Annotated in this window: 20 protein-coding genes and 1 riboswitch; of the genes, 9 read left to right on the top strand and 11 right to left on the bottom strand. The window is 72.9% G+C overall.

Features of this window, described 5'->3' with window-relative positions; genetic code table 11:
• Positions 1-113: 113 nt before the first annotated feature.
• The 7 genes from DN051_RS32855 to DN051_RS32825 all read right to left on the bottom strand — a co-directional run bounded on the left by DN051_RS32855 (position 114) and on the right by DN051_RS32825 (position 5483).
• Positions 114-875 carry an urease accessory protein UreD gene (locus tag DN051_RS32855; RefSeq protein WP_112442564.1) on the bottom strand — a complete coding sequence of 254 codons (762 nt, stop codon included), beginning with the start codon at positions 873-875 and terminating at the stop codon, positions 114-116.
• Positions 872-1549: an urease accessory protein UreG gene (gene ureG / locus DN051_RS32850; protein WP_112440305.1), complete on the bottom strand. Its 678-nt coding sequence runs from the start codon at positions 1547-1549 to the stop codon at positions 872-874. The genes DN051_RS32855 and ureG overlap by 4 nt, the downstream gene beginning before the upstream one ends.
• A 159-nt stretch (positions 1550-1708) precedes the next feature.
• The gene (locus DN051_RS32845) at positions 1709-2383 is read right to left on the bottom strand and encodes an urease accessory protein UreF (RefSeq protein WP_053757637.1); all 675 of its coding nucleotides are present in this window, start codon (positions 2381-2383) and stop codon (positions 1709-1711) included.
• Entirely contained in the window at positions 2383-4104 is a 1722-nt protein-coding gene (locus DN051_RS32840) for an urease subunit alpha (protein ID WP_053757690.1), read from the bottom strand. Before DN051_RS32840 ends, DN051_RS32845 begins: the two co-directional genes overlap by 1 nt.
• Complete coding sequence (locus DN051_RS32835) at positions 4097-4408, bottom strand: urease subunit beta (protein ID WP_053757638.1); 312 nt, start codon at positions 4406-4408, stop codon at positions 4097-4099. Before DN051_RS32835 ends, DN051_RS32840 begins: the two co-directional genes overlap by 8 nt.
• Before the next feature lie 10 nt (positions 4409-4418).
• Complete coding sequence (locus DN051_RS32830) at positions 4419-4721, bottom strand: urease subunit gamma (RefSeq protein WP_053757639.1); 303 nt, start codon at positions 4719-4721, stop codon at positions 4419-4421.
• Between the two features lie 132 nt (positions 4722-4853).
• Positions 4854-5483: a TetR/AcrR family transcriptional regulator gene (locus tag DN051_RS32825; RefSeq protein ID WP_112440303.1), complete on the bottom strand. Its 630-nt coding sequence runs from the start codon at positions 5481-5483 to the stop codon at positions 4854-4856.
• A 113-nt stretch (positions 5484-5596) separates the two neighbouring features.
• Between DN051_RS32825 and DN051_RS32820 the strand changes: the two genes are divergently transcribed.
• On the top strand, positions 5597-6604 hold the full coding sequence (locus DN051_RS32820) for an ABC transporter permease (protein WP_112440301.1): 1008 nt from the start codon (positions 5597-5599) through the stop codon (positions 6602-6604).
• A gap of 764 nt (positions 6605-7368) precedes the next feature.
• Positions 7369-7546: riboswitch (cyclic di-AMP (ydaO/yuaA leader) on the top strand.
• Positions 7547-7549: 3 nt separating this feature from the next.
• The gene (locus DN051_RS32810) at positions 7550-8023 is read left to right on the top strand and encodes a C40 family peptidase (RefSeq protein ID WP_053757642.1); all 474 of its coding nucleotides are present in this window, start codon (positions 7550-7552) and stop codon (positions 8021-8023) included.
• A 456-nt stretch (positions 8024-8479) separates the two neighbouring features.
• Here DN051_RS32810 and DN051_RS32805 read toward each other — a convergent pair whose 3' ends face one another.
• Entirely contained in the window at positions 8480-8938 is a 459-nt protein-coding gene (locus DN051_RS32805) for an ATP-binding protein (protein WP_053757643.1), read from the bottom strand.
• A 212-nt stretch (positions 8939-9150) separates the two neighbouring features.
• On the opposite strand from DN051_RS32805, the gene DN051_RS32800 reads away from it, so the two are divergent.
• Together DN051_RS32800 and DN051_RS32795 are read left to right on the top strand one after the other, a co-directional pair.
• A complete protein-coding gene (locus DN051_RS32800; protein ID WP_053757644.1) occupies positions 9151-10011 on the top strand; it encodes a helix-turn-helix domain-containing protein in 861 nt (286 codons plus the stop codon).
• A gap of 8 nt (positions 10012-10019) precedes the next feature.
• Positions 10020-10244 carry a DUF397 domain-containing protein gene (locus DN051_RS32795; RefSeq protein WP_053757645.1) on the top strand — a complete coding sequence of 75 codons (225 nt, stop codon included), beginning with the start codon at positions 10020-10022 and terminating at the stop codon, positions 10242-10244.
• Positions 10245-10385: 141 nt separating this feature from the next.
• On the opposite strand, the gene DN051_RS32790 is transcribed toward DN051_RS32795, so the two are convergent.
• Positions 10386-11513, bottom strand: coding sequence for an 8-amino-7-oxononanoate synthase (locus tag DN051_RS32790; protein WP_112440297.1), 1128 nt, complete (start codon positions 11511-11513; stop codon positions 10386-10388).
• A 148-nt stretch (positions 11514-11661) separates the two neighbouring features.
• Here DN051_RS32790 and bioB point away from each other — a divergent pair, with 148 nt between their 5' ends.
• From bioB to DN051_RS32770, 4 genes are all read left to right on the top strand, one after another.
• Entirely contained in the window at positions 11662-12792 is a 1131-nt protein-coding gene (gene bioB, locus DN051_RS32785; protein ID WP_053757647.1) for a biotin synthase BioB, read from the top strand.
• Complete coding sequence (locus DN051_RS32780) at positions 12785-14065, top strand: adenosylmethionine--8-amino-7-oxononanoate transaminase (protein WP_112440295.1); 1281 nt, start codon at positions 12785-12787, stop codon at positions 14063-14065. The genes bioB and DN051_RS32780 overlap by 8 nt, the downstream gene beginning before the upstream one ends.
• Before the next feature lies 1 nt (position 14066).
• Positions 14067-14795 (top strand): dethiobiotin synthase, encoded by a 729-nt coding sequence (gene bioD / locus DN051_RS32775; RefSeq protein WP_053757649.1) that lies wholly within the window; start codon positions 14067-14069, stop codon positions 14793-14795.
• Between the two features lie 303 nt (positions 14796-15098).
• Positions 15099-15779, top strand: a complete 681-nt coding sequence (locus tag DN051_RS32770; protein ID WP_053757650.1) for a class I SAM-dependent methyltransferase — start codon at positions 15099-15101, stop codon at positions 15777-15779.
• Positions 15780-15801: 22 nt separating this feature from the next.
• Here the strand turns inward: DN051_RS32770 and DN051_RS32765 are convergent, their stop codons facing one another.
• Positions 15802-16176, bottom strand: a complete 375-nt coding sequence (locus tag DN051_RS32765) for a hypothetical protein (RefSeq protein WP_053757651.1) — start codon at positions 16174-16176, stop codon at positions 15802-15804.
• On the bottom strand, positions 16173-16430 hold the full coding sequence (locus DN051_RS32760; protein ID WP_112440293.1) for an antitoxin: 258 nt from the start codon (positions 16428-16430) through the stop codon (positions 16173-16175). Before DN051_RS32760 ends, DN051_RS32765 begins: the two co-directional genes overlap by 4 nt.
• 216 nt (positions 16431-16646) lie before the next feature.
• Between DN051_RS32760 and DN051_RS32755 the strand changes: the two genes are divergently transcribed.
• Complete coding sequence (locus DN051_RS32755) at positions 16647-17459, top strand: ABC transporter ATP-binding protein (protein WP_053757653.1); 813 nt, start codon at positions 16647-16649, stop codon at positions 17457-17459.
• Positions 17460-17461 lie beyond the last annotated feature (2 nt).

Below are 17461 nucleotides of genomic sequence, written 5' to 3'. Positions count from 1 at the left end.
ACCGTTTCGATGGATACGGGTGATCCTGTCGGTTGTGCCGCGGCCGGGAACAGGGCCGGCCGCGGTTCTTTGCCATTCCGATAACCGGAGAGCCGCTCCCGCTCACCGGAGAGTCAATCGAGGCTCGACAGGGCCTCGTCCAGCACCCGGCGCAGTCGCAGCGCGTCCGGCGCGACAGCGCTCACCAGCGCGGCGGGCCCGGCGAGCGGGACGACCACGGCCCCGTCCCCCAGCACCCGGGCGGCAACCGGCCGGGTGCCGAACTCCGGCCGTACCAGGACGATCTGCCCGACGGCGCGACGGCCGCCCAGCCCGGCGGGACCGTCCCAGCCGCCCGGTGCGCCCGGCCCGCAGGACAGCTCCTGGTCGAGGACGGCCCGTCCGGCGATCCGCACCGTCAGACGGCTGGTGAGCCGCCCGGGTTCCTCGCCGGCCCGTCCGAGCACCTGTTCCTCTCGCAGCACCAGCCGCGCGCCCGCGGCGAGGTCGGCTCGGGTGCGGACGTGCAGGTCGCTGTCGCGCGCGGAGATGAGCTGCTCGGGCAGCCAGTGCAGTTCGGCCCCGTCCGCCACGTCGAGCCGGACGTCGTAGCGCGCGGCGCGCTTCGTCTGCCCCGGCAGGGCGATGGTGGCGGCGGCCGAACCGACCCGCAGCCGCCCTTCGTCGGCGACCTCCGCCCGTACCGTGAAGTGGTCGCCGCCGAGCGGTCCGCTCATCGCGCCGACCAGCATCACGCGGGCCTCACCGGCGCCGCCCCGCGTGCGCCGCAACGCCAGAGGCCCCTCGCCCGCCAGTACGGGCAGGGACGTACCGCCGCGTCCGTCGCCGCGGGCCAGGATCCGCGCGGTGGCGCGTACCCCGGTGGTCGCGTTCACGCCACCCACGCGGCGAGCCGCGCGCGCACCCAGTCGGCGACGTCCCGCACGCCCGTGCCGCTTGTGAGCGACTGGAGGACGACGGGCAGTTCGGCGCGCTGGGCCTTGGCGTCCGCCTCCATCCGGGCGAGGTCGGAGCCCACGTAGGGCGCGAGGTCGGTCTTGTTGACGACTAGCAGGTCGGCCGTGGTGACCCCGGGGCCGCCCTTGCGCGGGATGTCGTCGCCGCCGGCGACGTCGATCACGAAGATCTGGGCGTCGACGAGCCCTTTGGAGAAGGTGGCGGTGAGGTTGTCGCCGCCGGACTCCACCAGGACCAGATCGAGCGGCCCGATCTCGTCCTCCAGGTCCTCGACCGCCTCGAGGTTGGCGGAGATGTCGTCCCGGATCGCGGTGTGCGGGCAGGCCCCGGTCTCCACGGCGGTGATCCGCTCCGGGGGCAGGACGGCCTCCCGCAGCAGGAAGTCGGCGTCCTCGCGGGTGTAGATGTCGTTGGTGACGACGGCGAGGGACAGTTCGTCCCGCAGGGCGCGGCAGAGCGCGGCGACGGTGGCGGTCTTGCCGGATCCGACGGGCCCGCCGAGCCCGATCCGCAGCGCCCGGCGGCGGCCGTCGGGGCGGTGCGCGTCGGCGCTGACGCCGGGAGTGTCGTGCTGGGCGTGGTCGAGATGCATGGACGGCTCCTTTCGGGGCGGACCCGGTGCTCGTGGCCCGTCCGGCGGATGCGGACGGGCCGCTCGGGGCCGCGAAGGGGTAGAGGACCCGGGCCGCGTCCCCGGCGGGGCGAGGGGGGTGGCCGGGGTCGAAGACGCGGGTGCGGCAGGTGGGCGCCGCTACGAGGCGAACAGGCGGACGGGCCAGGCGGCGTGCGCCTCCGCCTGGATCTCCAGCAACGGCGCGGAGGCCGCCGGCAGCGCGTCGACCCCCTCGTCGACGACCGCGCGGGCCGCCTCCACCGCCCGGTCCGCGACACGGTCCAGCTCCGGGGCCAGCCGCGCCAGCACACCGGTCGCGTCGAAGGGGTCGAGGCTCAGCAACCGCACCGTCGCGCTCGCCGGGCCGCTCACGCTGTCGTACACGGCGCAGTGCGCCGCGTCGGCGGCCGTCAGGCCCGCGGCCCGCGCCGTGAGACCGAGCACCACCGGCTGGTGGGCGCCCTTCGGGAACTGCCGGGCCAGGACGTCGAGTTCGGCCGAGGGCCAGGTGGCTCGGGCGGCCCGCACGAGCTGCCGCCCGAGCCTGCGCGCCGCCAGCCGAAGCGCCGGGGAGGCGGTCCTGGCATCCGCGGCCGCGTCCAGCGCGGCCGGATCGACTCCTAGCGCCGCCGCGGCGGCGAGCCCGGCCGACACCAGCCCGGCGGTGTGCAGCCGCCCGCGGCAGAAGTCCTCCAGGCTCGCCGCACCGGTGACCAGCCCGGCCTTCACCGCCGCCTCGGCTCCACCGGAGTGCGCGTGTCCCCCGGCCGGGAAGCGGCCGTCGGCCAGGACGAGAAGCGCTGCCCTGGTCATCAGAAGAGGAAGTAGCGCTGGGCCAGGGGCAGTTCGGCGGCCGGGGTCGCCTCGACGAGCTCGCCGTCGATGTGCACGGCGAAACTGTCGGGGTCGACGCGCACCTCGGGCCGGGCGTCGTTCTCACGCATGTGGCCCTTGGTCACGCCGCGCGTCCACTCGATGGGCACGAACCGTTTGCCGAGCCCGAGGCGTTCGGGCAGCCCGTCCTCGACGGCGAGCGGCGCCACGAAGTTGACGGAGTTCGAGGCCGGTGCCCGCCCGGTCGCCCCGTACATCGGCCGCGGCAGCACCGGCTGCGGCGTCGGGATGGAGGCGTTGGCGTCGCCCATCTGCGCGTACGCGATCTGCCCGCCCTTGAGGACGAGGTACGGCTTGACCCCGAAGAACGCCGGTTCCCACAGCACCAGGTCGGCGAGTTTGCCGGTCTCCACGGAGCCGATCTCGTGGGCGAGGCCCTGGGCGAGCGCCGGGTTGATCGTGTACTTGGCGACATAGCGACGTACGCGGTGGTTGTCGGCGCGTCCGTCGCCGGGCAGGGCGCCCCGGCGACGCTTCATCACATGGGCCGTCTGCCACGTCCGCATGATCACCTCGCCGACGCGGCCCATGGCCTGCGCGTCGGAGGAGATGATCGAGATGGCCCCGAGGTCGTGCAGGACGTCCTCGGCGCCGATGGTCGACGGCCGGATACGGGACTCGGCGAAGGCGAGGTCCTCCGGCACCGCCGGGTTGAGGTGATGGCACACCATCAGCATGTCGAGGTGTTCCTCGGCGGTGTTGACGGTGAACGGGCGGGTGGGGTTGGTGGAGCTGGGCAGCACGTACGACTCGGACACCACGGTCATGATGTCGGGCGCGTGGCCGCCGCCGGCGCCCTCGGTGTGGTACGCGTGGATGCCGCGGCCGGCGACGGCCGCGAGGGTGTCACCGACGAATCCGGCCTCGTTGAGGGTGTCCGTGTGGATGGCGACCTGAATACCGGTCCGTTCGGCGACGGTGAGCGCGGCGTCGATGACGGCCGGGGTGGAGCCCCAGTCCTCGTGCAGCTTCAGGCCCAGCGCGCCGCCGCGGATCTGCGACAGCATCGCCTCGTGGGAGACGGTGTTGCCCTTGCCGAGGAAGCCGATGTTCAGCGGGTACTGCTCCATCGCCTCCAGCATCCGGGCCAGATGCCAGGGGCCCGGCGTGACGGTGGTGGCCTTCGAGCCCTCGGCGGGGCCGGTACCGCCGCCGACCAGGGTGGTGACACCGGACGCCAGTGCCTCGTCGGCGATCTGCGGGCAGATGAAGTGGACGTGCGCGTCGACGGCACCGGCGGTCATGATGCGGCCGTTGCCGGCGATGACCTCGGTCTCAGGTCCGATCACCAGGTCCGGGTGCACCCCGTCCATCGTGTCCGGGTTGCCCGCCTTGCCGATGCCGGTGATCCGGCCGTCGCGGATACCGACGTCCGCCTTGACGATCCCCCAGTGGTCCACGACGACGACCCCGGTGACGACCGTGTCGGGGGTGCCCTCCGCGCGCGTGGCGCGTGACTGGCCCATGGATTCGCGGATGACCTTGCCGCCGCCGAACACGGCCTCGTCGCCCGCGCGTCCCGGTCCGCCGGAGCGGTCCTCCTCGATCTCGATCAGCAGGTCGGTGTCGGCCAGCCGGACCCGGTCGCCGGTGGTCGGGCCGAACAGGTCGGCGTAGGCCTCGCGCGAGATCTCAGCCATCGAGGGCACCCCCTGTCTCACCGCGCAGTCCGGGCACCACTCGGGCTCCGGCCAGCGGGACGAGGGTGACCTCGACGGGGATCCCGGGCTCGAAGCGCACCGCGGTGCCGGCGGCCACGTCGAGCCGTTTGCCGCGCGCGGCCGCACGGTCGAACTCCAGGCCGGGGTTGGCCTCGGCGAAGTGGTAGTGGGAGCCGACCTGGACGGGCCGGTCGGCGGCGTTGAGGACGGTCAGCCGGGTGACCTCGCGGCCCTCATTGCACACGATCGGCCCGTCGCCGAACAGGATCTCTCCTGGAATCATCAACGCCCCCTCAGACGATCGGGTCGTGGACGGTGACGAGTTTCGTGCCGTCCGGGAAGGTCGCCTCGACCTGGACGTCGTGGATCATCTCGGGGACGCCGGCCATGACGTCGTCACGGGTGAGCAACTTGCGGCCGGAAGCCATGAGTTCAGCGACGGTACGGCCGTCCCGGGCGCCTTCGAGGATGTGGGACGTGATGAGGGCGACGGTTTCCGGGTGGTTCAGCTTCAGCCCGCGGGCCCGGCGCTTGTCGGCCACGTCGGCGGCCACGTGAATGAGCAGCCTCTCCTGCTCGTGCGGGGTCAGTTGCACGGCGCACCTCACATCCTCGCTCCGGGCCGTGCGGGGCCCGGCTGCCGCGGCCACGGGGCAAAATCCCTGGTGGCGTGGAGGCGCAGGCTAGTTGGCACGAGTTTCGGGCACGTTAACCGAGCTGTGATCCGGTCAGCCGCGTGAACCCGGTCTGCGCACGCTCGACAGGGCGCGTACTCCGGCGCTCAGGGTGTCCTCGGAGACGGTGCCGAACAGGGCCATCTGCGTGGCGAAGCCCTGCACGACCGCGATCATCACGCGGGCCATCGCGTCGGTGTCGACGTCGTCGGGCAGCAGGCCCTCCTCCTGGTACCTCTCGGCGACCTTCAGCCAGGACGCCCGTACGACCTCGAAGCTCGGCCGCAGGACGGCGGCCAGTTCGGGATTGCGCAGGGTCTCGGTCCACACCTGGAGCATCAGCCGCGGGAACATCCACTGGCCGTCCTCCAGCACGCCCGGCCGGAGTTCCTTCATCCGGGTCATGACCCGGGGCATCAGCTCGTCCGGCAACGGCGGCGGGCTCTGCCGGGCCGCGTCCTCGTAGATCTCGCGCACGGTGCCCAGCACCTCGTTGACGATGGCGCCGATCAGCTCCTCCTTGCCGCTGAAATAGCGGTACACCGCGCCCGCGGACAGGTCGACCTCCTTCAGCACGTCCTGCATGGACGTGGCGTGGAAGCCGTTGCGGGCGAAACAGAGCGCGGCGCCGTCCAGGATCTGCCGGCGGCGTGCGTCGAGGTGTTCCTGGGATACACGAGCCATGCCCCGAATGTAAAACGAACATTCCTTCTTGACAAGCCACGTCGGCACGCGCACGGTGGGGACACTCCTAAAACGAACGATCCTTCTTTTTAGTGGCCCACACAGGAGATGCCATGTCCTCGCCACCCCGTAACGGCACGCGCCACGTCTTCGCCGTCGCCGTCCTCGTCCCACTGATCGCGACCCTGGCGCTGTGCGCCTTCGCCTGGCCCTCCGCCCGCACCGCGCCCCGCGACCTGCCGCTCGGCGTGGCCGGCCCGGCGGCCGCCGCGGCTCAGGTCGAAGCGGGGCTGACCCGCGAGAAGGGCGCCTTCGAAATCCACCGCTACGACGACAAGGCCGCGGCCCGGGAGGCCGTCGAGGACCGGAGTGTGTACGGCGCGATCGTCGTCACCGCCGACGGAACCGAGCTGCTGACCGCCTCCGCCGCCGGCCCGGCGGTCGCGCAGGCGCTGCGGACCGCGGTGGCCGACAGGGCCGCCGCCGAGGGCGCCGAGATCCGGATCGTCGATGTCGTCCCGACGCCCGAGGCCGACCCGCGCGGTACGACGCTGAGCTCCAGCGTCCTGCCGCTCGTACTGGCCGGGACGGCGGCGGGCGCCATGGTCGCGCTGGCCGGACTGCGGGGCGGCCGCGCCGTGACCGCTCTGGTCGCCGCCTCGGGCCTGGTCGGCGTCGGCGGCACGCTGATCGCGCACACCTGGCTCGAGGGCCTCACCGGCGACCGGTGGGCGGAGGCCGCGGTGTTCGCCCTGGCGTCGCTGGCCGTGAGCAGCGCCGTCGCCGGACTGGCCGCGCTGATGGGCCAGGCGGGCGTGGCCGTCGTCGCGACCACGATGATGCTGCTGGGCAATCCGTTCTCCGCGGCGGGTTCGGCCCCGCCGATGCTGCCCGAGCCGGCCGGGACGATCGGCCAGCTGCTCCCGCCGGGTGCGGGGGTCTCGCTCCTGCGGTCGGTGGCGTTCTTCGACGGCGCCGGCGCGTCCGGGCCCTTGCTGACGCTCGGCGTGTGGACGGTCCTCGGCCTGAGCGCGATGCTGGTCGGCGGCGCGCTCAGGCGCCGGGCCACCGCCGGGCACGGGGAACCCGCCCGCGCGCCGATGCCGGTAGCGGTCGGCTGAGCGCCGGCACCCACCGACGGACCGTGTGCCCCCGCTGTAGCGGACGGGGGCACACGGTCTTCCGCGTCCGGGGGGCCGTCGGCTCGCCCCGCGCATGCCGTCGCCGGGCCCGATCGCCCCATGCGCCCCGACGCGCCCGCGTGTCCGCTGATCAGCCGTCACCTCGGCGCGGCGGGCCGGCCGGCGCGGATCGAACCGGCCCGCGTCGGCGGCACCGGCCGCGGTCCGCGCGCCGGCCCCGCGCCGGTGCCAGAAGCCGCCGCGCCGCACGACGGGTTCGCGCCGATGCGCCGAAGGGGTGAAACCGAGCCGTGCTCCGCAACCTCCGCGCGGGCGCAGCGCGTCCTGGACGGTGACCGCCGACCGGCCCGGGCGGATGTTCCGCCGCGCTCCGACAGTTGACGAACCATCCGGCGGCCCGTCGTGTCGACACTCACCGCGGCGTGTCCGGACCGGAGTTGAAACGGACCAAACGGCGTACCCCCGCACGGCGTATTTCCACGTACATTTTCGGGGCCTCCGCACTTGCGCAACACGAGGGCCCTCGGGGCGGAATTGATGGTTCCACCGCTGGTCCGGGGGCTCGTGGCGCCCTTGACATCCGTTCGATCGAGGGGCTGTCCACCCGAATGGGCGAGTGGTGAGTAACGCCACAAACACCCGCTTCCGTTGGGATTTTCAGACTTCGGTACGTCAAGATCCCTGTCTGACGACAAGCCCCCGCCACAGCGGCGGGGCGGTCCGGGCGGACGCCGAGTCCTGCCGCCGCCCGGATGCCCGGTCGACAGGAGTGGATCGGCAGGAGTGGAGGACCCAGCACGACGGGTCGCCGGAACGCACGTTCCGAGCAGCCCTTGGGGTGAAGCCGCGGTCACGCGGCCGGGCCACTTCGCCAGCCCGAATCCGACAGGTCATCCTTCACAGGCGGCTGACGAAGGGTTGCGCATGACAGCGCTCAATCGTGTCCCGTCGCTCATGGCCCGGGCCGGCACGGCCTCGGCCCTCACCCTTGCCGCGGTGGGTGGATCCGTCGTGGCTCCCGGCTTCGCGACCGAGGCCGCGGCCGCCTCGCCGTCGTTCAAGGCGCTGCAGATCGCGGCGTCGAAGCAGGGCTCCCCGTACAAGTGGGGCGCCACCGGTCCGCGCAGGTTCGACTGCTCCGGACTCACGCTGTACTCGTTCAAGAAGGCCGGCAAGAAGCTGCCCCGTACGGCGGCGCAGCAGTACAACAAGACCCGCCACATCTCGGCGAAGAACCGCAGGGCCGGAGACCTGGTGTTCTTCCACTCGGGGTCGAGCGTCTACCACGTCGGAATCTACGCCGGGAAGGGGAAGATCTGGCACGCCCCGAAGACAGGGGACGTCGTCAGGCTGCAGAAGATCTGGACGAGGAGTGTCTGGTACGGCCGGGTCTCCTGACCCCTGGGGCGCGGTGGAGGCGTCCTGACGCGCCGCCACCGCCCCGCCCATGCCCCCGGCCCGCTCCGCTTCCCGGAGCAGGCCGGAAGCCGCCGACGCCGTCCGTGAGCCCTCCGGGACGCGGGCGGCACGGCACGCCGCCCCCGGCGGCCCGGACTGCCCGCCCGCGAGTCCCCCGCGCGGTACGGACGTCCGGAGCGGCCCGAACAGCAGGAGCGCCCGGGTCCGGTGGCCGAAGCCCACGGGGCCGGTCCCGGCGCTTCCCGACCGCCGCACGGCGACCACGCGGCCTGCGGAAGTCGCCGCGGGGCCTGCCCGGCCCCTCGCGTCGTCGTGTCGGACAGGTCCAGGGTGCTCGCGTCCACGCCCGTTGCGGCGCACTGGGCGTCACCCGCGCCCCGGCGCCGGCAGCACGCGCACGGCCTCGCGAGGGCGGGGCCACCGCCGGACAGGTCCTCAGGACTCCTGCGGCCCCGCCGCCGTCATCGGCCGCACCGGAGCCGTCCAGGGCAGTTCGATGGAGACCGTCTTGCCGCCCTCCCGTGTGGGGCGCACACGCAGCCGGCCGCCGCACTCGCCGGCCAGCCAGCGGATGATGACCATGCCGCGGCCGTTGTCCTGCTGCACCGCGGCCGGCAGCCGCTTGGGGAAACGCGGGTGACTGTCGGTCACACCGATGCGCAGTTGCTCGTCCCGGTCGAGTTCGACGTCCACCGTGAAGGTGGGAGACTGCCCGAAGGTGTGCTGGACGGCGTTGGTGGCGAGTTCCGAGACGATGAGCCGGATGGTGTCGGCGATGTCCGTGTCCGGGGCCAGGCCCCACTCGGCGAGCGTGCTGATCACGTAGTGGCGGGCGGTGGGGACCGAAGCGGGATCGCTCGGCAGCGTGACGGATGCTTCCAGGTGGTCTGCCATGGCGACGTCGTCCCTTTCCCACGGGACCGCAGTCCGACACGGATCGGATGGTTCGAGTACGGTCCCGGACTGGTGCTTCTTCGCCAGACTGCCACCAGCACACCGGTCACGGTGGCGATCCACCAAGATATGCATATATCTGTCGCTCGAAGCGGTGAACTCTGCGACGGCAGACCGTATTTGGGCGGCTCGGAAGGAGTAAGGAGTTTCCCATGCAGCACGGTCCCGCAGTGCGCCGCCGGAAACTGGGTGCCGAATTGCGCACGCTGCGCGCCCGCGCCGGCCTGACGAGTGGCGACGCCGCGCGGCTCGTCGGCTGGCACCAGTCGAAAGTGAGCCGGATAGAGACCGGCGCGAGCGGGGTCAAACCGGCCGACGTGCGCCTACTGCTGGACGCCTACGGAGTGACGGACCCCCAACTCCGCGAGCTGCTGTTGATGTTGGCCGGCACGGGCGGGGCCCACGGCCGGGACCACTGGTGGCACGCCTACCGGGGTGTACTGCCCCCCACCTACCGGGACTTCATCAGCCTCGAGTCGCAGGCGAGCGCGATGCGCACACTGGAGACCTCGGTGGTGCCCGGACTGCTCCAGACACCGGAGTACGCGCGCGCGGTGACCCGCGCCGCCGTGGAAGGGCTCGACGAGGACCGGCTGGACGCCCTGGTGGAGGTGCGGCTGGCCCGGCAGGACGTGCTGCGGGCGCAGCGGCCCCTGGTGCTGAGCGCCGTGCTGGACGAGGCGGTGCTGCACCGCGAGGTCGGCGGCCCGGAGGTGATGGCTCGCCAGCTGGAGCGGCTGGTGGAGGCGGCCCGGCTGCCCCAAGTGCGACTCCAGGTGCTGCCGTTCGCCGCCGGCGCTCACATCGGGATCACCGGGCCTTTCGTTATTTTCTCCTTTCCGCGCACTTCTGATCTGGACGTGGTTGTTCTCGACCACTTGACGAGTAGCCTCTATCTCGAACGGAAAGAAGACGTAGAGGCCTACACCGAGGCCTTCAACGCCCTGCGAGTCCGCGCACTTTCGCCCGAGGACTCGTTGGATCACCTCGCCGGAACAGCTGCCGGCGCGTAGGAGGCACCATGACAGCTCTGCCTCGGAACGTTCCTTCAAGCACTCGACTGATCGGGGTGCACTGGCTGCGCAGCAGTCACAGCACCGGAGCGAACAACTGCGTGGAGACGGCCCGGCCGATCCGCGGCCCGGGCGCCGGACTCCTCGCCGTACGCGACTCCAAGGACCCCGCCGGACCCGCGCTGCTTTTCTCCCCCGAAAGCTGGGCGGGGTTCACGGCCTCGTTCCGATGAACCCACCGACCACCGAGCACTCCGACCACTGACCACGCCGATCGCCGACCACCCCGACCACTGACCAAGTCGACCCGCGCCAGTTCCCGATCAGGTCCGGTCAGATCCATGCAGTGCGACGCACGGCCGTGGTACGCCGACTCATGGTCGCGTTTCGCCGATCACACGTACAGCGCGTTCGATCTGGTCCCCGGAGAGGTCCGCGCGGGCCGTCAGCCGCAGTCGGGACACGCCGTCGGGCACGGAAGGAGGCCGGAAGCAGCCCACGGCGAGCCCCGCGGCGCGGCAGTCGGCCGCCCAGCGCACGGCACTCTCCGGGGACGGCACGCGGACCGAGACGACCGCGGCGTCAGGACGCACCGCCTCCAGGCCCATGGCCGTCAGCCGGGCGTGCAGTTCGCCCGCCACCGCGCGCGCCCGTGCGGCCCGCCCGGATTCCCGGCGCAGCAGCCGCAGTGCCGCCAGAGCGGCCCCCGCCGCCGCCGGGGCGAGGCCGGTGTCGAAGATGAAGGTCCGGGCCGCGTTGACCAGATGGTCGATCACCCGGACGGGCCCGAGCACCGCGCCGCCCTGACTGCCGAGCGACTTCGACAGCGTCACCGTCACCACGACGTCGTCGGCGCCCGCCAGACCCGCCGCGTGCGGGGCGCCCCGTCCGCCGTCGCCGAGCACCCCGAGGCCGTGGGCGTCGTCGACGACGAGCCCGGCGCCGTGCGCGCGGCACGCCTCGGCCAGCGCGGACAGCGGGGCCGCGTCGCCGTCGACCGAGAAGACCGTGTCGGACACGGCGACGGCCGGTCCGTCGTGGGTCCGCAGCGCCTTGCGTACGGCGTCCGGGTCAGCGTGCGCGACGACCTGGGTGGTCCCTCGGGCCAGCCGGCAGCCGTCGATGAGCGAGGCGTGGTTCCCGGAGTCGGAGACGATCAGCGAGCCGTGCGGCGCGAGCGCGGTGACCGCGGCGAGGTTGGCCGCGTATCCCGAGGAGAAGACCAGCGCCGCCTCGAACCCGCAGAAGTCGGCCAGTTCGCGTTCCAGTTCCCCGTGCAGCTGCGTGGTGCCGGTGACCAGCCGGGAGCCCGTCGCGCCGCCGCCCCAGGTCCGCGCGGCCCGCGCGGCGCCCTCGACGACCTCCGGATGGCGGGCCAGACCCAGATAGTCGTTGCTCGCCAGGTCCAGCAGCGGCGTGTCGGCGGAACGGGGGCGCAGGGTCCGTACGAGTCCGGCGCGCCGGCGCACCTCCGCCTGCTCGTCGATCCAGCCGAACGCCATGGGCCCCTCCGGGACTTTTGTAGGTAATGCACAGACCCTAGCGGCAGGCAACGCGGCCCAGGATGTGGCAATACCCACACGTCGAACTGCCAGAGCTGTGCGAACTCTCCTTGGCCGAAGGCGCCGGGTTAGGACAGGATCGGCTCTCATGGACCTGCTGAACAAGCTCGTGGACCAGGGGCTGCGGCGTGAGCTGCCGACCCGCGAGGAAGCACTCGCCGTCCTCGCCACTTCCGACGACGATCTGCTCGATGTGGTGGCCGCCGCCGGCAAGGTGCGCCGTCACTGGTTCGGCCGACGGGTGAAGCTGAACTACCTCGTCAACCTCAAATCGGGCCTGTGCCCCGAGGACTGCTCCTACTGCTCCCAACGGCTCGGTTCCAAGGCCGACATCCTCAAGTACACCTGGCTCAAGCCCGACGAGGCCTCCAGGGCCGCGGCCGCGGGACTGGCCGGAGGTGCCAAGCGGGTCTGCCTCGTGGCCAGCGGCCGCGGCCCGACCGACCGGGACGTCGACCGGGTCTCCGAGACCATCAAGGCCATCAAGGACCAGAACGAGGGCGTCGAGGTGTGCGCCTGCCTCGGGCTGCTCTCCGACGGCCAGGCCGAGCGGCTGCGCGCGGCGGGCGCGGACGCCTACAACCACAACCTCAACACGTCCGAGGGAACGTACGGCGACATCACGACCACCCACACGTACGCCGATCGCGTGGACACGGTGCACAAGGCGCACGCGGCCGGCCTGTCGGCGTGCTCCGGCCTGATCGCCGGAATGGGTGAGAGCGACGCCGACCTCGTCGACGTGGTGTTCTCGCTGCGCGAGCTGGACCCTGACTCGGTCCCGGTGAACTTCCTGATCCCGTTCGAGGGGACGCCGCTCGCCAAGGAGTGGAACCTCACGCCGCAGCGGTGCCTGCGCATCCTGGCGATGGTCCGGTTCGTCTGCCCGGACGTCGAGGTGCGCATCGCCGGCGGCCGCGAGGTGCACCTGCGCAGCATGCAGCCGCTGGCCCTGCACCTGGCCAACTCCATCTTCCTCGGCGACTACCTCACCAGCGAGGGCCAGGCCGGCAAGGCCGATCTGGACATGATCGCGGACGCCGGGTTCGAGGTGGAGGACACCGACCGGGTGACCCTGCCGGAGCACCGGGCGCCCGGCGGCTGCGCCTCGGCGTGCGGTTCCGCCCCGGCGGCGCAGGACGCGGCGCCCGAGGCGCGCACCGACCTGGTGGCCGTGCGCCGCAGAGGTGCCGGCACGGACGTCGCGCCCAATGCCTGAGCCGACCGTGCCCGGGCTGCTGGAGCTCGACCGGCGGCATGTGTGGCATCCGTACGGGCCGATGCCGGGCCGGCAGGAACCGCTCGTCGTGGAGGCGGCGAGCGGGGTACGGCTGACGCTGGCGGACGGTGCGGGCGAGCTGGTCGACGGCATGTCGTCCTGGTGGTCGGCGATCCACGGCTACCGGCACCCCGTGCTGGACGCGGCCGCCCGCGACCAGCTCGGCCGGATGAGCCATGTGATGTTCGGCGGGCTCACGCACGAGCCCGCCGTCCGGCTCGCCAAGCTCCTCGTCGACATCTCGCCCGACGGTCTGGAGCACGTCTTCCTCGCCGACTCGGGCTCGGTGTCGGTCGAGGTCGCGGTCAAGATGTGCCTCCAGTACTGGCGCTCCCTGGGCCGGCCGGAGAAGCAGCGCCTGCTGACCTGGCGGGGCGGCTACCACGGCGACACCTGGCAGCCGATGTCGGTGTGCGACCCGGAGGGCGGGATGCACCAGCTGTGGAGCGGGGTGCTGCCCCGTCAGGTGTTCGTGGACGCGCCGCCCACCGAGTACGACGAGCGGTACGCGGAGCTGCTGCGCACCGAGATCGAGCGGCACGCCGGGGAACTCGCGGCGGTCGTCGTCGAACCGGTGGTCCAGGGCGCGGGCGGGATGCGCTTCCACTCCCCCGCCTATCTGCGGGTGCTGCGCGAGGCGTGCGACGCGCACGACGTCCTGCTGGTGTTCGACGAGATCGCCACCGGCTTCGGACGCACGGGGGCGCTGTTCGCCGCCGGGCACGCCGAGGTCACGCCGGACGTGATGTGCGTGGGCAAGGCGTTGACGGGCGGCTACCTGACGATGGCGGCGACTCTGTGCACCGCGCGGGTGGCCGACGGCATCTCGCGCGGCGAGGTGCCGGTGCTCGCGCACGGCCCGACGTTCATGGGCAATCCGCTGGCCGCGGCCGTGGCCTGCGCCTCGATCGAACTGCTGCTGGGCCAGGACTGGTCGACGCGGGTCAAGCGGATCGAGGCGGGACTGCGCGCGGGGCTCGCCCCCGCGGCGGACCTGCCGGGTGTCCGGGACGTCCGGGTGCTGGGCGCCATCGGGGTCGTCCAGCTCGACCACGCGGTCGACATGGCGGCCGCGACGCGGGCGGCGGTGCGCGAGGGCGTGTGGCTGCGGCCGTTCCGGGACCTGATCTACACGATGCCGCCGTACATCACCGACGACGCGGACCTGGCGCGGATCGGACGCGCGGTGTGCGCCGCGGCACGGGAGGGATGACATGGCGATCCTGGTGATCACGGGCACGGGCACGGAGGTCGGCAAGACGGTCACGACGGCCGCCGTCGCCGCCACCGCGCTGGCCGCCGGCCGTTCGGTGGCCGTGCTCAAGGCCGCGCAGACCGGCGTGGGCCCGCACGAGCGCGGGGACGCCGACGAGGTGGCGCGGCTGGCCGGCGCGGTCACGACGGCCGAACTCGCCCGGTATCCCGAGCCGCTGGCGCCGGGCACGGCCGCGCGGCGCGCGGGCCGGGCACCGGTGCACCCGCACGAGATCGCCGAAGCGGCGGCCAAGCTGGCCACCGACCACGATCTGGTGCTGGTCGAGGGCGCGGGCGGACTGCTGGTGCGGTTCGACGCGGCGGGCGGCACTCTGGCGGACGCCGCCGAGTCGCTCGGCGCGCCGGTGCTGGTCGTGGTGACGGCGGGTCTGGGCACCCTCAACACCACGGAACTGACGGCACGTGAGATCCGGTCCCGGCGACTGGACCTGGCCGGGGTGGTCATCGGCAGTTGGCCCGCCGAGCCCGATCTGGCCTCCCGGTGCAACGTCGCGGATCTGCCGGAGGTGGCCGGGGCACCGCTCCTGGGCGCCCTGCCCGCCGGCGCCGGTGCGCTGGTTCCGGAGGACTTCCGCGCCGCCGCGCCGGGCTGGCTCACGCCCCGGCTGGACGGAACGTGGCAGGTCGAGGCGTTCCGGGTGCGCGAGGCACCGCCGGTACGCCGATAGGGGGTCCCGTTCACCGGGTCGGCCGGTCCGGGCGGACCGGCCGACCCGGTGACGCCACGACCGCCGTGCGGACACCGCACGGCCCCACGTGTCCCGGCCGGCCGACCCGGACAGCGGTGTCGGCTCCCCGTCTCCTCGACGGCGGTGGTGTGACCGGGCCCGTCCACCCTGGCCCGGGCCGCCGGACCCGCCGCCGAGGCCGAGCGGGTCCCGGAGTTCGGCGCGCGGCCCGGCGCGGCGGGGAGTGACGGCGCCGTACGGGGGGACAATCGCGGTACGGCCCGTCCTGCGAGGGAGGTCTCCATGGCGCTACGACCCGACGGGGTCCGAGGGGTGGCGCGGGATGCCGTGCACCACCCGCTGTTCGCCCGCTACTACGCCCGGGTCAGCGTGGCCGCGGAGACCCGGCTGGGCATGGCCGGGGTGCGCGACCGCCTGCTCGCCGGCCTGTCCGGACGGGTCCTGGAGATCGGCGCGGGCAACGGCCTGAACTTCAGGCACTATCCGGGCACGGTCGCGGAGGTCGTCGCGATCGAACCCGAGCGCGGCCTGCGGAAGTTGGCCGTGGAGGCGGCGGTGCGCGCGGGGATGCCCGTGGACGTGGTGCCGGGGGCGGCCGAGGCGCTGCCGGTCAAGAGCGAGGCCTTCGACGCCGTCGTCCTGTCGTTGGTGCTGTGCAGTGTGCGGGACGTGCCCCGTGCCCTCGGCGAGGCGCGGCGGGTGCTGCGGCCCGGCGGCCAGGTGCGGTTCTTCGAGCACGGCCGGGGCGGCGGGCGGGCGATGTGCCTCACGCAGCGGACGCTGGACCGCACGGTGTGGCCGCCGCTGAACGGCGGCTGCCATCTGTCCCGTGACCCGGTCGCGGCGCTGCGGGAGTCCGGGTTCGAACTCGGCCCCTACCGCCGGGTGCGAATGCCGGAGAAGGGGCCGACGCTGCCCACGTCGTACTGCGCGCTGGGCACCGCGTGGCGCCCCCACGAGTAGCTCCCCCACGGGTGGCGACCGGTCACAGGCTCCACCGGCGCAGTTCTGCGGCGATGTCGTGCACCGAGGCCTCACCGCTGTTGACCAGCCGGGCCAGATCGCGCACCTGCTCCGGTGAGGTGACGACCTTGACGCCGCTGGCGACCAGATAGGCGTAGGCGACCGCCGAGGCGAACAGGGCGTTGGAGCGCTCCAGCGCGGGAACGTGGATCAGCAGTTGGAGCAGGGCCGCGGCGCGGGCGTACGGGGAGTCGTAGACGGGGACGCCGAAGATCTCCGCGTCGTGGCGGGCCACCGCGGCGACGAGGGCTCCCCAGTCGGTGACCTGGGGGTCCCCGGGCGTCTTCTGTTCGGCGAGCATGAGGAGCCAGGCGAGGTCGATGCGCAGGTCGCTCAAGGGATCAGCGGCGACCTTCGCCGCGGGGGGGTGCGGCCCTCCCGCTCCGCGCCGAACTCCTCGGCGAAGACGGACTCGTACTGCTTCATGAAGTCGGCGGCGGCCTCGACGAAGGTGTGGCCGACCTCCCCGGTGTCCTGCTTCACGAGCTCCTCGATGTAACGGTTGACGCTCATGCCGCGGGCCAGGGCGCGCTCGCGGGCCGCGCGGGCGGTGCCCTCGTCGACCCGGACGTTCAGCTGAGTCTTCGCCATACCTCAAAGCCAGCGCCGAGGTGCTAGCGCGGCAAGGGCCGGGCGGCCGCACCCCGCGCCGACCGGTGGCCCTTACATCGTTCCCCGGGACCCGACCTGGGGCGGAGAGCACCCGCGACCTCGGGGGGATTCCGCGTGTGGTGCCGATCACACTACGCTCGGCCCCGGCAAGGAACCCGGTACGTCCACCACCCGGCCGCGACCAAGGAGGCAGCCTTGTCCACACCTGCTGCGGAGCACGCCCCGGGACTCACGTCCGCCGACGGGGTCGCGGCCCGCGCCCGCGGTCTGACCAAGGCGTACGGCTCCGGCGAGACGACGGTGCTGGCTCTGGACTCGGTGGACGTGGACATCACACGCGGCCGCTTCACCGCCGTCATGGGGCCGTCCGGCTCCGGGAAGTCCACGCTGATGCACTGTCTGGCCGGGCTCGACAATGTCTCGGCCGGTCAGGTGTGGCTCGGCGACACCGAGATCACGGGGCTGAGGGAGCGTGAGCTGACCCGGCTGCGGCGGGACCGGATCGGCTTCATGTTCCAGTCGTTCAACCTGATTCCCACCCTGAGCGCGCTGGAGAACATCACCCTGCCCATGGACATCGCCGGTCAGAAGCCCGACCAGAAGTGGCTGGACCAGGTCATCGACACCCTCGGGCTGCGCGACCGGCTCCGGCACCGGCCGTCGCAGCTGTCCGGCGGCCAGCAGCAGCGCGTCGCCTGCGCCCGCGCGCTGGCCTCACGGCCGGAACTGATCTTCGCGGACGAGCCGACCGGCAACCTCGACTCACGGGCCGGTCTGGAGGTGCTGGGCTTCCTGCGCGAGGCCGTCGACGACCTCGGTCAGACCGTCGTCATGGTCACCCACGACCCGGGCGCCGCCGCCCACTCCGACCTGGTGCTCTTTCTCGGCGACGGGCGGATCGTGGACCGGATGGAGCGGCCGACGGCCGAAGCGGTGCTGGAGCGCATGAAGCGGTTCGACGTGATCCGCCGTCAGGTCGACGAGGCCGCAGCGGCCCAGGGGGACTGAAC

It is taken from the genome of Streptomyces cadmiisoli (assembly GCF_003261055.1).
Lineage (GTDB): Bacteria > Actinomycetota > Actinomycetes > Streptomycetales > Streptomycetaceae > Streptomyces > Streptomyces cadmiisoli.
The sequence above is the reverse complement of the archived record's forward strand: the minus strand, read 5'-3'. Positions and strand labels throughout refer to the sequence as shown.